We start from the raw sequence: 13,455 nt of genomic DNA on the forward strand, positions 1-13,455 counted from the left end.
AAGTGCGAAGGTCATCACCTAAAGTGCGAAGGTCATCACCTAAAGTGCGAAGGTCATCACCTAAAGTGCGAAGGTCACCTCCCCATTCCTGATATCTTCGATCTGGAAAGCCGAAACGAGAAAGGGTAAGATAAGTTTAAGTCCAAAACCAACCGTATGCGAAGCCGCTGTCGGCATCACAGCTACCACCGGTCGGTGAGGGGCGGAGTAGACCCCAGTGAAAGGGGGGAAGTTTTAAGGGTTACGGCACAGGAGGATTGCCATGACAAAAGATCTGCTTAAAAACAAAGAATTCGACCTGGTTAGCGTTATCTACAACGCGTCGCAGGCAGCTGAGACCTGCAGCCAATACATAAAAGACGCCGAAGGCGATCAGGAAGTGGAAAGGTTCTTCAACGAGGTAATCGATTCCAACTCGAACTTGGTACAGAAAGGAAAGGACCTGCTGAAAAACAGGATCTGACGATACAGCATGAGATCGGGAGCATGAGGGACTGGCCCAAAGGCCAGTCCCTTTTAATTTTCGAGCGTCTGACCAACCGAAATCAACATCGAGCTTTGAATGGGCCCGGGGGTAGATGACGAGGCGACAGGTGCCGCCCCGCCCTTTTGGGCAAATGCTTATTACGGGAGAACGGTCACGACGCCGGTGCCGAGGTCGTATTTCGCCTTCACGAGTTTCACCTTCCCGAGTTCCAGGTACTCCTTCACTATCGGGGAGTTGACTTCGATCGACTCAGCTACCTTTTTGACGTTCTCGACGATGCATTCCTCGACGACCTCCGCCTTGGTGCCGGTCGGGTTGGTGGCGAGAACTTCGGTCACGGCCGGATCGATCGCTTTGACGAGGCTGTTGATATTCTTCGCAGGCATGGTCCCCGCGATGTGCGAGTCGTAGCTGGCGGTGACAGCGCCGCATTTGGAGTGGCCAAGGACCATGATCAGCGAGGCGCCCAAGTGCTCGACGCCATACTCGATGCTCCCGAGCAGTTCACTGGCGGATGCGATATTGCCGGCGACACGGGCAACGAAAATCTCGCCAAGTCCCTTATCAAAGAGGATCTCGGGCGGAACGCGAGAGTCGGAGCAGGTGAGGATGATGGCGTATGGGTGCTGTCCTGCGACAAGGTCCGTTCTCCGCGCCGGTGTGGACATTTTCTCCAGGTGCTCTACTTCACCTTTGACGAACTCCCTGTTCCCCGCCATCAGCATGCTGAGTGCCTGGTCGGGAGTAACTTCTGTCGTGGTAGACGAAGCCCAGCTCGCCGAGACCGAGAGCAGACTTCCCGCCAGGGCCATGTACACAGCCAACTTTTTGAACATTAATCCTCCTTGTCGCGCCCAAAGGGCCTGTAGTTGCAGCAACAGCTGCTGAATGGGCGCACACTGTAAAACAAGGCGACAATATTGTACATTAATTTTAATGTGAACATTACTAATTCAACAAAATCCGTGTACTTTCAACCTTCATCTCGCTGGCCAAATCACGGAACCTCTCCAGCGATATCACAGGTACCAGCCTTCCCACGGCAGTGGCCGCTCTGCATCGAAAGCGGCAAGACAGGCTGTGGATACCGCTTTACGATATTACTCATTGCGGCATTCTTCTTGCTCTAATGAAACTCAGCGCACCGTTTTCACTCTTGGCTGCGAGGAGTTTCTATGAAATATGTGATTCGTGTTTTGGCCCTGCTCTTTTGCCTCGTTTTTTCCCTTCCTGCCTTTGCAGCTTGCCCCGAAGGTTCCAACTGGACAGCGTCTTGGACCGACAGCTTTGGGCAGACCACGTACTCCCTTACCGCGCCGTGCGTTGTCTATCTCGGGATTCCCTTCACCATCACGGCCAATGCCCATGACGCGTCGTATCCCAACACAGCAGTCGGTTGGAACTGGGCCATTACCGACAACGGCACAACGCTTCTCTCCAACCAGGACCCCCTGGGGATATCAACCGATGCGACGGGCGACTGGCAGAGATCACTGCAGCAGACCTACACCGGCATCGCGACCGACCACAATCTCACCTTCTCCTTCACGGACTTCGGCCGTGGTCTCGGATTCATGAGAGCGGCGGGCTCATCAGTCGGCGGCCTGACTGTCGATCCCTTTTTCATCACTCTTACCGCTTCTCTCTCTTTGTCAGCCGGCCAGCAGGGCACGACCACGATCCCTGCCACAGTCTTCAATCCCACTGGCGGTAATCCGTTAAGTTACAGGTGGCTCGAGGGTGGAACCGTAGTCCAGGATTACCAGGCCGTGGCAGGTACCGGCACCGTCAGCATCCCGCTTAACCTGGCCGCTTTGCCGCAGCTTTCAATCGGCACCCATACCTACACAGTCGAAGTCACGGATGGCACCCAGACCGGCACCAAAAGCACCGATGTTACGGTGACCCTGCCGCTCCCCACCATCTCGGGCTCTCCCGCCGGCGCGATAACAATAGGCAAGGCTTACAGTTTCACACCGACGGCAGCATACGCCTCCAGCTTCAGCATCAGCAACAAGCCGGCATGGGCGACCTTTAATACCTCAACGGGAGCCCTTACCGGAACACCCACCAGTTCCGATGCCGGCACCTACTCCAGTATCATCATTACTGCCAGCAACAGTGCGGGTTCCACGTCCCTCGCACCTTTTTCAGTCATCGTCTCAGCCTCAGGTCCCACGGCTGTTCCGGTGATGAACGGCTGGTGGCTGTTATATGGAATGCTGGCGGGTCTCGGGATCTTTGCACGCAGAAACGAGAAGTGAAACTGTGACAATGGCAAAAGAAACGGGTAATCCGGGATCGTTAGCGGCAAAGGATAACTCCAGCCGCCCTTTTCCGCCTCTCCTTAAAACCTGCCTTTGCTTCGGCGGCTACATGGTTCTCCTGCATATCGTGCTTTGGCTTGCTGTCCCGGTGTGGAAAGGCACCGACCCTTTGCGGGAGTTTACGACGCAAACCACGTCTTTGTTTCTGAACCAACTCCACATTCAGAACACGGTGACCGGCTACTCGATCAGCTTGAAAAACGACACCTGGCTTGTGACGCAGGAGTGTACGGCCGTCAACGTTCTAATCCTATTCGCATCCTTCGTGCTCGCCTACACCGCTTCGCCCAGATCGAAAATATTGGCTCTTGCGGCAGGAATTCCATTCATTGTCGCGGCCAATCTGACCCGGCTCGTCACGCTTGGGTTGCTGACCGATGTTTTCCCGAACAGCGCACACTTCTTTCATGACTTCGTGTGGGAAACCGTGTTCGTCCTGCTCGTTATCGCGATGTGGCTTACCTGGATCAAAACGGTGGTAATGCGTGAAGAGAATCCTTCTATTTCTGGGTAAGGTCCTGCTGTTCTCAATCCTCTTACTGCCTGCCCTCCCCTGGTTTGCAGGGGTGTACAAGTCAATACTTCAAACTGGGATTGCCGACCCAAGCACCATTCCTTTTGCAGGGTCACGAGCGACAACGTTTTTTTTCGCGCTTGTCCTGGCAACCCCTGGTTTATCTGCTCGAAAAAGGTGCTGTGGTATCTTGGGGGCGATTTTGCTCTACCTTCTGATAGACCGGATTATGATTCATCTGTGGGGCGTTCTTCCTTACGCTGAAAAGCCTGGAGCTGCGGCAAAGGAATTTTACACCCAGGTTTACTACATGGTTATGCACTGGTTATTACCGGTTCTGCTATGGCTGTTAGTTGCTTTTCAGGAAATCGAGGAAATGCTGGGAATGGCGAAGCGCGAGCAATCACCTTGTTTCAATCGGGGATAGTTTCTGGCTGCAAAAACGAAGAGGACTTAGCCGTGGTGGCTAAGTCCTCTTATTTATTGGCTGGGGCGCCAGGGTTCGAACCTGGGAATGACGGGATCAAAACCCGTTGCCTTACCACTTGGCGACGCCCCAATATTCTGTTTTCTCTTACAGCGTCTGCACCGCTTCAGCAAACCAACCGCGCGCTGCCGCTATATCGGTGGCGGCTTTCCTGGCGACGGTTTCGTCTTCAAAAATTCCGAAGACGGTGGCGCCGCTGCCGGACATCAGGGAACCGGCGGCTCCGGCGGTAAGCAGCATGTCCTTCACCTCGTTCAGTAGCAGATGCTTCCCGCATGTCACGGGCTCGAGGTCGTTGGACAAAAGCGCGGCAACTTCTGCCGCATTGCTGTATGAACCGCGGATTATAGTGGCAGGACCCTTCTCTGTCAATATCAAATTTTGATATACCCAGGCGGTTGATACATGAATACCTGGGTTGACCAGGACCACCCACAGACTCGGCATCGACTCCAAAGCGGTGAGCTTGTCGCCAATGCCTTCAGCCAAGGCGGTTTTCTTGAAGATGAAGAAAGGGACGTCGGCGCCGAGCTTCACTCCTATCTCCATGAGACGCTCATCGGAAAGTCCCAGCCCCAGGAGTTCGTTGACTCCCATGAGCACGGTGGCGGCATCGCTGCTCCCCCCGCCCAAACCGGCTGCAACGGGAATGCGTTTGTCGATGGCGATGTCGATGCCGGTCTCTTTTCCAGAGAGTTTCAAGAGCGCATCTGCCGCACGCCAGGCGATGTTGCCGGGGCCGTCGGGCACTCCCTTCTTGCCGCAGGTGACGCGGATACCGGGGGTCGCGCTCAGGGCGATGCTGATCTCGTCACACAGGCCGACCCGCTGCATGACCATGCGCAGTTCGTGATAGCCGTCCGGCCTCTTCCCCAGCACGTCCAAGCGGTAGTTCACTTTGGCGGGCGCCTGTAATTGCAGTTTCTCCACGGCGTTCTCCTTCCATCCCCTTGACGGGAACAGGAATTTATTGATCTTTCATTACCTCGCTTAGGACGCAGGTAGCGTAGGCGCCGCGCGGCAGGGAGAAATCGAAGAGCAGATCTCCGCCATCCTGGCGCACCGTGGCTGCGGAAATGGGCACGCGCAGCGGACGGCGCTCCCCCTCCATCCTGAGACCGCCGGAAAGGTTGAAACTATCCGGCACCAATCCCTCGGCAGCGAGGATCCCAGCTTCCAGCTCACCTTGCGCACCCTGGGCTTCCATCATGGTGCAGCCGAACATGGGCCCGGTCGGGGAAATCTCGAATGCCGCGACACGCGGCGCCTCGGCGGCCGCGTCCTGAACAATGAAACAGGCGCCGTTGTCATGCTTGAACGCGATGTCACCCTCTTCCACCAGGTCCAGGCTTTCCAGCCTCCGCTCCAGCACCAGGTCGAACAGGGAGGACTGGAATGCGGAGAGGTACAGTCTTTTCATGCGCGGCTGCACCGCGTGGAAAGCCTTCTCGTATGCGTCGGGGCGCTGCTGCAGCCGTCCCAGCAGTTCACGCTCGGTGCGGAAATGTCCGGGGAACAGGGCGAGGCTTTCGGCCAGGTCCCCCTGCCGGTAGGCTTCGATGGCCTGCCGCCAGCGCTCGTCCGTCACCTGCGCGGGGTCGCCGATCAAGGTATCGACGGCCGCCTTGTAGTCGCGGCGCAGCATGGCGGCGCCGATGGCGTGGGTGTTCCCCTGCACGCCGTAGCGCTGCACGCCGAACCGGTTGGGGACGCCGCGGGACATCAGCACGGCAAGCACTGCCTCGGCCTGCGCCAGCGCACCCGGCGCAACCTCGCGAACCCGGATCTCGAAACGGTTCCCCTTCAGGTGCCCAAGCCTCAGCTTGTTGCCGTGCAACACGGCGGAGAGGATCTGGATGCCCGGGATATCCAGCGCGCGCACCTTGTCGGGTGCGACCCGGGGGATGGATACGGTCTGCCGGGTAATGCCCACCGCGTCCTTCATGCCGGCGTAGCCGATGTCCCGTTCCTGCACGCCAAGCGCCTTGGCGAGGCGTCGCACCGCTTCCAGCGTGGCAATGCCGCGCTTCTCGATGACGACGTAGCAGTGCTCGCCCTGCCCGCTGGGGAGATACGCGGGGATCTCCTCCACCACGAAGTCCTCGGGGGTATTTTTAATTGTGCCGCCGGTACCCGGTACCTCGGCGGTTAAATATCTTTGCACCGTTCCTCCATCCCGAACGTTCTATCGAACACGGCATCATACCCAGTAGCAGGTCCGGTTTCAACTGGTTTCGTAAGCGGCGGCAATCGTGGTGCCTTACCTTTGGTCAGGCCTGCCGCTGACGTTGCTTGCACATCTCTCTAGAGCCATCACGGATCTTTCTTCGAAAAGAGCGTGGTACCCGATTATCGTGCCGACGATGACGGTTTACCCAAAGCAAACTTTTTTTCAATCAGAAGCAAGAACCATTTAGCAATTTATGCTGTCGCTGATATACTGGTCCGGGTGCAGTTATATCGATGCCAAAGGGGAATGAAGCATGTGCAGCAAGGCCAGTGTCAGAAAAAGCGCCGCCAATGAGCTTTCAGAAAACCGCAAATGGCTGAGAGAGCAGATCAATCCTTACTTTTTCACATCCATGCAGGACGAGCCGGAAGCCCTGGCACTCCTGGAGCGCGAGCTTCGTTCCCTCAAGAGCAACCGGCGCCTGATCCTGGCCGATCGGGACAAGAGCCTGATTCTTGCCAGGGTGAACGAGCCGGGCTCGCTGTACGATTCGCTGCGGCATTTCCAGGACCGGGAAATCTCCTACGCCATGATCACCCACTCCGACAGCGCCATGCCGGGGATGAACCAGGCATTGGAGATACAGCGCTTCGAGTTCGACCGCAAGAGTAACGACGACATCATGGCCTGGAAGGACCTGCAACTCCCCCAGGGTCTGATGCGCAAGATCGCCGCCGAGCTGCGTGCGACCTATCCCGAGTTCGACCTCAAAGAGTTCGACCGCCTGCTCAAGATCCTCTGGCTCAACAATGAGAGTTATGTGAAGGTGGCCTCGCCGCTGCGCGTGGCCCAGGTGCTGCAGCTGCTGCAAAAGTCGAGCAGGAGCGGCGGCTTGTACCTGCACGTCGAGCCGACCCCGGACGTGAAGATTTCCAGGGTGCATTTCGCCGTCGCCAACCCGCCCCAGAAAGAGTTCCTCCTGCAGCTCATGGAGGTGTTCAACCGGCTCGACCTCGGTGTCAACCGCGCCTACTGCCTCAACATCTCCAACGGCGTCCACCCCTATTTCCTGGGGACCTTCCTGGTGAACCGGCGTTCCGGAGAGGTGCTGGAGCCTGGCTCCGAACTGTACCGCAGGCTGCAGCAGGAGCTCTACAACACCCAGATCGTCTCGACCAAGAGCTACACCTACCGCGAGTTCGTCACCAACAACGTCATGACCGGCGAGGAAGCCTCGCTGGTGAACGCGTTCATCGCCTTCTGCCATACCAACCTGGCCCACAACCAACCGGACCGCTTCGGCCTGGACGACGTGCAAAACGCCTTCCACGCCCACCCGGAGATGTCGCTGCAGCTCGTAAAGCTGTTCAAGGCGCGCTTCGATCCCGCCATCACGGAGAGCCATCCCCTCTACGCCTCGATCCTGGAGGAAACGGTACGGGCGGTGAACGACTACAACACGGGTCACCGCTACCTGGACGAGGTGCGCCGCGCCATCTACCGCTGCTGCCTCATCTTCATCACCCATACGCTTAAAACCAACTTCTTCGTGCTGGAGAAGCAGGCCTTCGCCTTCAGGCTCGACCCGACCTACCTGTCCGAATTGGGCCCGGCTTTCACCGCCGACCTGCCGCAGGCGCTCCCCTTCCGCGTCACCTTCTTCTTCAGCCGCTTCGGGTTCGGCTACCACATCGGTTTCTCCGACATCGCGCGCGGCGGCTGGCGCACCGTCATCGCCCGCAACCTGGACGACTTCATCACCAACTCGAACACCATCTTCAGGGAGAACTTCGTGCTGGCGCACACCCAGCACCTGAAGAACAAGGACATCTACGAAGGGGGCTCCAAGCTGGTGCTGATCCTGGACTCCTCCGACCTGCAGCGCGGCAGCGAGCGCCAGATGGAGAACTGGCGCCTGTACAAGCTACAGCACGGCGTCACCAACGCCTTTTTGGACATCTTCGTCACCGACCACGGCGTGGCGCGCTCCCCCGTTGTGGTCGATTACTACCGCGAAGACGAGCCGATCGAGCTGGGGCCCGACGAGAACATGCACGACTCCATGATCGAGAACATCGCCCGCATCTCCAAGCGGCGCGGCTACATCCTCGGCATCGGCATCATGTCCAGCAAGGAAGTGGGGATCAACCACAAGGAGTACGGCGTCACCTCGACGGGGGTGGTGAAGTTCGCCGAGATCACCATGGCGGAGCTGGGCATCGACATCTACCGCGATCCCTTCAGCGTCAAATTCACCGGCGGCCCCAACGGTGACGTCGCCGGCAACGCGATACGCATTCTCCTCGACCGCGCCCCCCAGGTGGCGATCAAGCTGGTCCTGGACGGCACCGCCGCCCTGTGCGACCCGGAGGGGGCCGACCGCAAGGAACTGGGTCGCATCGTGCTGCAGCAGGACCTGGACGCCTTCGACCCGCAGGCGCTGCACCCCGGCGGCTTCCTGCTCTACCGCAGCGGCAGCCGACGCGACGGTCTGCGCGAGTTGTACCGCAAGGTGACCAAGACCGCCGAGGGGCTCAGGGAGGAGTGGATCTCCACCGACGAGTTCTCCAGGGTCTACGCCAGTCTCCCCTTCACGGTGAAGACCGACCTCTTCATCCCCGCCGGCGGACGGCCGGAAACCATCGACAAGGACAACTGGCAGAATTACCTGCTGCCCAACGGCGCCCCTTCAGCCGGGGCCATCGTCGAGGGGGCCAACTCCTTCATCACGCCGGAAGCGCGCGTACAGTTACAGAAGAAGGGTGTCATCATCATGCGCGACGCCTCGGCCAACAAGTGCGGGGTGATCTCATCCTCCTACGAGATCATCGCCAACCTGCTCCTTACCGAGACGGAGTTCATGGCGCACAAGGAGCGTTACGTGCGGGACGTATTGGAGATCCTGGAGCAGCGCGCAGCGGACGAGGCGCGGCTGATCCTGAAGCGGCACCGCGAGCAACCGGGGCTTCTCTGCACCGAGATCTCCGATGCCTTAAGCGGCGAGATCAACGAGCAGTACGCGACCATCTACCGCTTCTTCCAGAACCGGCCGCAGCTCTGCCTGCAGCCCATCTACAAGAAAGCGATCCTCTCGCACCTCCCCAAGATGCTCCGGGAAGAGCCCAAGTACGCCAAGCGCATCAAAAACCTGCCGCAGAAGTACCTTTTCGCCATCCTGGCCGCCGAGATCGGCTCGTCGCTCGTCTACAGCGGCGACCGCGAAGCGGACTTCGAGGCAACGCTCAAGGGGCACTTGATGCGGATGTTCGGGTGATCCGAGCCGGAGGCGGTGCTCGTTTTTCTGCTTGCTCATAGGTAACTACTCTGTATATAAATGGAATGGGCAGCCGAGAGATCATTCGAAGATTGGAAGAGGATGGCTGGTGCCATGTCGGAGGCAAGGGAGACCACCGCAAGTTTAGGCATCCCTCCAAACCTGGACATGTGGTGGTCCCGTTGCCCACGTAAGGACATCCCGATCGGTACGCTGCGGCACATCTTCAAGCAGGCTGGTTGGGAGTGGAGGTAGAAAATGTTGTACCCGGTGTATCTGCATCCTGGCGACGAAAAACATGCCCATGGAGTCGTCATACCTGACTTCCCAGGGTGCTATTCCGCAGCCGACTCTGAAGAGGACCTGCCCCGCATGATCCAGGAGGCGGCGGAGGTCTATTTTGACGGCGAAGATATGGAGATCCCGCCACCGACGTCTCTTGAAATGCTCAAGGATGACCCGAGCTACGAGGGCGGTATCTGGCGCATGATCGACATCGACATAGCAAAGCTTTCCGCGCACTCCAAGCTACAGTAGGCCGGTATGCGTAAGAACAGAAGAGGGGGGCCGACATTTCGGCCCCCCTCTTCTGTTCTTACGCATACCGGCCTACTTCACCTTGTAGTGCATGAAATAGATCTGTTTCCCCTCAGCCATGAACTTGCGCATGTACTTGGAGAGATGGTACCCGGGGAACTCGTGGCGGTAGAGATCCGGGCCGAACTGGTTTTCAAGGGCCGTGATACCGGGGAGGGCGTTGGCGACGTCAATGCCGTAGTCGTCGAAGTCGGTGGCGAAGAAGAAGTCCGCGCCGGGGACCATGTAGTCCAGGAGGAACTCGATGAACTCCCGGTTCACCAGGCGCCGCTTGCGATGCCGCTTCTTGGGCCAGGGATCGGGGCAGTTGATGTAGATGGCGGAGAGGCTCCCCTTGGGGATGCGCTCGGTGACGAAGGCGCGGGCCTCGTCGCGCACCACGCGCACGTTGCTGACGCCGTGGCGGTCGATGCGACGGCAGGTCTTGTCGCACCCCTTGTTGTAGAAGTCGATGGCGACGAAGTTGGTGTCGGGTTGGTCCAGGGCGGTCTTGAGCATGAAGTCGCCCACGCCGCAGCCGATCTCCAGGGCGAGTCGGTTGTGGTTGCCGAAAATGCCCTGCCAGTCGGGCGGGGTGGAAAGGTCTTGAAGTCTCAGGTAGTTGGGTGATTCGATGTGAATAAAGGATTGCGTCATCGGTACCTCTTGCGGATTTTGTCGCGGGGAACATAACACAAAAAGCCGTGGCACGCAAAGGCGCAAAGACGGAAAGAAAGGAAGACAAAAACGAAAAGCTGTTTGGTAACGCAAAGACGCAAAGGCGCTAAGAAGGCAATAACCGACACAAACCAGAGGCCTAACGCAAAGACGCCAAGGCGCAAAGTCGCCAAGAAAGGCGACGACGGAGACAGAACAAAACGAGCTTGAAGGTTTTCTTGGCGCCTTTGCGGCTTTGCGTTAAATAAATTGTTTTTTATCCACACGCTGCGGGAACCCACTAAGGGAGGCATTGCATGCTCTTCTCTTTGCGCCTCTGCGGCTTGGCGTCTTTGCGTTAAAGCCTTTGACTTTCTCCTTGCCTCCCGCGCCTGCCTTTCTGTCATTGCCATTTTTCTCACAACATGCTAATTGTATCCGGTTGAAATAAGGCAAAAAAGGAAAACACAAACATGAAATTCTCAGAGCTGCAGCTGCCGGAACTGGTCCAGAAGGGCATCGACGAAACCGGCTTCACCGACTGCACACCGATACAGGAAAAGGCGCTGCCGCTTGCCCTCACCGGCAAGGACGTCGCGGGACAGGCCCAGACCGGAACCGGCAAGACCGCCACTTTCCTTATCTCCATCTTCACCAAGCTTTTGAGCCAACAGAAAACAGGCGCCGAGCACCACCCCCGCGCACTGATCCTGGCACCCACCCGGGAACTTGTCGTCCAGATCGAAAAGGACGCCCAGACGCTGGGCAAGTACACCGGCTTCAACATCCAGGCCATCTACGGCGGCGTGGACTACATGAAACAGCGCGACGCACTCAAGGCCGGCGCAGACATCGTCATCGGCACCCCGGGGCGCCTGATCGACTACCTGAAGCAGAAGGTCTATTCGCTGAAGGATGTCGAGGCCCTGGTCATTGACGAGGCCGACCGCATGTTCGACATGGGCTTCATCGCCGACCTGCGCTTTATCCTCCGGCGCCTGCCGCCTTACGAGAAACGCCAGAACCTCCTCTTCTCCGCCACCTTGAACACACGCGTCATGGAACTCGCCTACGAGTTCATGAACATGCCGGAAAAGGTCTCGGTGACACCTGAGCAGATGACTGCGGAGCGCGTCGAGCAGGTCCTCTACCACGCATCGAGAAAAGAAAAGTTCCCCCTGCTGCTCGGCCTTCTGCGCAAGATGGGCATGGAACGCACCATGATCTTCGTGAACACCAAGCGGGAGGCGGAATACCTGCAGGACCGTCTGAACGCCAACGACTTCCCCTGCAGGGTGATCTCGGGTGACGTGGAGCAGAGAAAGCGGATGAAGATACTTTCCGACTTCAAGGCGGGCGCGCTTCCCATCATGATCGCCACCGACGTCGCCTCGCGCGGTATCCACATCGAAGGGGTTTCCCACGTCATCAACTACGACCTGCCCCAGGACTGCGAGGACTACGTGCACCGCATCGGCCGCACCGCCCGCGCCGGCGCAGAGGGGATGGCGATTTCGCTCGCCGACGAGGACGGCGCCTTCTACATCGAGGCGATCCAGGATTTCATCAAGCAGAAGATCCCCACCGAATGGGCCGAGGACGACATGTTCGTCCACGACTACAAGAGAACTGCCAGGCCTCCGCGCCGCACCGACGACAAACCCGGTGGCAGGGGCGGCAAGTCCGGCGATCGCGGGGCAAAAACCGGACGCGGAGAATCCCGCAGCAAGGGCGGCAGGTCAGGTTCGAGCAAGGAAAAATCTGAGAAGGAAGCTAAGCAGGCGCCGCTGGAAACAGCGCCTGTAGGCGAGGCGGCCGCAACCGGAGATGCACCGGCCAAGCGCAAGCGCAGGCGCCGCAAGCCCAAGGCCACGACCGGCGAGCAGCAGCCCGAGCAGCCGTGACCGGAAAGGGACGTCCCCCCCGCAAATACTCCCAGGCGGGCCGGGTCCACGACGTGATTCGCCTCATCGAGGCGCGTCACGGGATCTCCGTGGCCGAACTTGCCGAGGAGACCGGCGTCAACAAGCGCACCATCCACCGTGACCTGATCGCCATCCAGGAGGCGGGCTACCCGCTCATCTCCGACTGGCAGGACGGCGAGAAGGTGTACCGCTTCCTGACCCGGTTCAAGGACGTCCCTCCCATCAGCTTCACCCTGCAGGAGCTGATGACCCTATCTCTTTTGCGCTCCCAGCTCGACCTCCTCAAAGGGACGCCCTTCCTGGAGGACATGCAGAGCGTCTTCCGCAAGGTAAACTCGGTGTTGCCGCCGCGCCTCGCCGCCCACATGGAGCGCATCGCCGAGGTATCCCTGCCGCTTCTTCAGGGGAAGCGCGACTATTCCCGCCACGCCGAATACCTGCAACTGATCCGCAACGCCCTGCTCTACCAGCAGACCGTGGTCATCTCCTACCGCCCCCCCAACCGTCCCGAACCGGTCGAGTACCGGGTCGATCCCTACACGCTGCTGTTCCAGAAAGGCGGCATCTACCTTCTGGGCTACGCGCAGGAGCGCGAGGCGCTGCGCACCTTCGCCGTCGAGCGCATCTGCGGCGTCGAGCCGCTCAAAGAGCGCTTCGAGATACCCGAGGGTTTCCATCCAGGCTCGGCGCTGGGCGAGGCGTTCGGCATCGTGGCAGAGCCCCCCATGGATGTCGTGATCAGGTTCTCCGCTTCCATCGCCCACGCCATCAGGGATCGCGTCTGGCACTCGTCGCAGCGCATCGAGGAGCAGGCGGACGGGACCCTGCGGCTCAATTTCCACGCGGGCGGCAAGATGGAGATCCTCGCCTGGCTGCTCTCCTACGGCGCACACGCCGAACTACTCCAACCGGCCCACCTGCGCGCCGAACTGGCGGGGATGGTGCAAGCGACCGCTCTGGTCTACGCCCCCCCTCCCTGTCCCTCCCCCTCCGGGGGCGGGGACGCTTGAGTCACCGGAGTCACTTCGTGCGACGGCA

The 13,455-nt window shown here is 59.0% G+C and carries 13 protein-coding genes and 1 tRNA gene; 9 read left to right on the top strand and 5 right to left on the bottom strand.

Going from position 1 to position 13,455, the window contains the following annotated elements:
* Positions 1–262 precede the first annotated feature (262 nt).
* Entirely contained in the window at positions 263–463 is a 201-nt protein-coding gene (locus tag JFN90_RS20360) for a hypothetical protein (protein WP_199396960.1), read from the top strand.
* Positions 464–624: 161 nt separating this feature from the next.
* Here JFN90_RS20360 and JFN90_RS20365 read toward each other — a convergent pair whose 3' ends face one another.
* Positions 625–1,323 (bottom strand): carbonic anhydrase, encoded by a 699-nt coding sequence (locus JFN90_RS20365; RefSeq protein WP_199396961.1) that lies wholly within the window; start codon positions 1,321–1,323, stop codon positions 625–627.
* 339 nt (positions 1,324–1,662) lie between these two features.
* Here JFN90_RS20365 and JFN90_RS20370 point away from each other — a divergent pair, with 339 nt between their 5' ends.
* Genes JFN90_RS20370 through JFN90_RS20380 form a run of 3 tightly spaced genes read left to right on the top strand, consistent with a single transcriptional unit; the run spans position 1,663 to position 3,755 of the window.
* Positions 1,663–2,751, top strand: a complete 1,089-nt coding sequence (locus tag JFN90_RS20370; protein ID WP_199396962.1) for a putative Ig domain-containing protein — start codon at positions 1,663–1,665, stop codon at positions 2,749–2,751.
* 10 nt (positions 2,752–2,761) lie between these two features.
* Entirely contained in the window at positions 2,762–3,328 is a 567-nt protein-coding gene (locus tag JFN90_RS20375; protein ID WP_199396963.1) for an archaeosortase/exosortase family protein, read from the top strand.
* Complete coding sequence (locus JFN90_RS20380) at positions 3,300–3,755, top strand: hypothetical protein (RefSeq protein WP_199396964.1); 456 nt, start codon at positions 3,300–3,302, stop codon at positions 3,753–3,755. The genes JFN90_RS20375 and JFN90_RS20380 overlap by 29 nt, the downstream gene beginning before the upstream one ends.
* Before the next feature lie 57 nt (positions 3,756–3,812).
* Here the strand turns inward: JFN90_RS20380 and JFN90_RS20385 are convergent.
* From JFN90_RS20385 to truD, 3 genes are all read right to left on the bottom strand, one after another.
* A tRNA-Gln gene (locus tag JFN90_RS20385) sits at positions 3,813–3,887 on the bottom strand.
* A gap of 15 nt (positions 3,888–3,902) precedes the next feature.
* The gene (gene ispE, locus JFN90_RS20390; protein WP_199396965.1) at positions 3,903–4,745 is read right to left on the bottom strand and encodes a 4-(cytidine 5'-diphospho)-2-C-methyl-D-erythritol kinase; all 843 of its coding nucleotides are present in this window, start codon (positions 4,743–4,745) and stop codon (positions 3,903–3,905) included.
* A gap of 37 nt (positions 4,746–4,782) precedes the next feature.
* Entirely contained in the window at positions 4,783–5,979 is a 1,197-nt protein-coding gene (gene truD / locus JFN90_RS20395; RefSeq protein WP_199396966.1) for a tRNA pseudouridine(13) synthase TruD, read from the bottom strand.
* Positions 5,980–6,298: 319 nt separating this feature from the next.
* Between truD and JFN90_RS20400 the strand changes: the two genes are divergently transcribed.
* From JFN90_RS20400 to JFN90_RS20410, 3 genes are all read left to right on the top strand, one after another.
* Positions 6,299–9,259, top strand: coding sequence for an NAD-glutamate dehydrogenase domain-containing protein (locus JFN90_RS20400; RefSeq protein ID WP_199396967.1), 2,961 nt, complete (start codon positions 6,299–6,301; stop codon positions 9,257–9,259).
* A gap of 65 nt (positions 9,260–9,324) precedes the next feature.
* Positions 9,325–9,453 (top strand): type II toxin-antitoxin system HicA family toxin, encoded by a 129-nt coding sequence (locus JFN90_RS22660; protein ID WP_456237449.1) that lies wholly within the window; start codon positions 9,325–9,327, stop codon positions 9,451–9,453.
* Between the two features lie 64 nt (positions 9,454–9,517).
* The gene (locus JFN90_RS20410; RefSeq protein WP_199396969.1) at positions 9,518–9,796 is read left to right on the top strand and encodes a type II toxin-antitoxin system HicB family antitoxin; all 279 of its coding nucleotides are present in this window, start codon (positions 9,518–9,520) and stop codon (positions 9,794–9,796) included.
* Positions 9,797–9,868: 72 nt separating this feature from the next.
* Here JFN90_RS20410 and trmB read toward each other — a convergent pair whose 3' ends face one another.
* On the bottom strand, positions 9,869–10,492 hold the full coding sequence (gene trmB / locus JFN90_RS20415; RefSeq protein WP_199396970.1) for a tRNA (guanosine(46)-N7)-methyltransferase TrmB: 624 nt from the start codon (positions 10,490–10,492) through the stop codon (positions 9,869–9,871).
* A gap of 473 nt (positions 10,493–10,965) precedes the next feature.
* Here trmB and JFN90_RS20420 point away from each other — a divergent pair, with 473 nt between their 5' ends.
* On the top strand, positions 10,966–12,396 hold the full coding sequence (locus JFN90_RS20420; RefSeq protein WP_199396971.1) for a DEAD/DEAH box helicase: 1,431 nt from the start codon (positions 10,966–10,968) through the stop codon (positions 12,394–12,396).
* Complete coding sequence (locus tag JFN90_RS20425; RefSeq protein WP_199396972.1) at positions 12,393–13,427, top strand: helix-turn-helix transcriptional regulator; 1,035 nt, start codon at positions 12,393–12,395, stop codon at positions 13,425–13,427. The genes JFN90_RS20420 and JFN90_RS20425 overlap by 4 nt, the downstream gene beginning before the upstream one ends.
* The last annotated feature ends 28 nt before the right edge of the window (positions 13,428–13,455 follow it).

Origin of the sequence: Geomonas propionica (genome assembly GCF_016458235.1) — a bacterium.
In the GTDB taxonomy this organism is placed as follows: domain Bacteria; phylum Desulfobacterota; class Desulfuromonadia; order Geobacterales; family Geobacteraceae; genus Geomonas; species Geomonas propionica.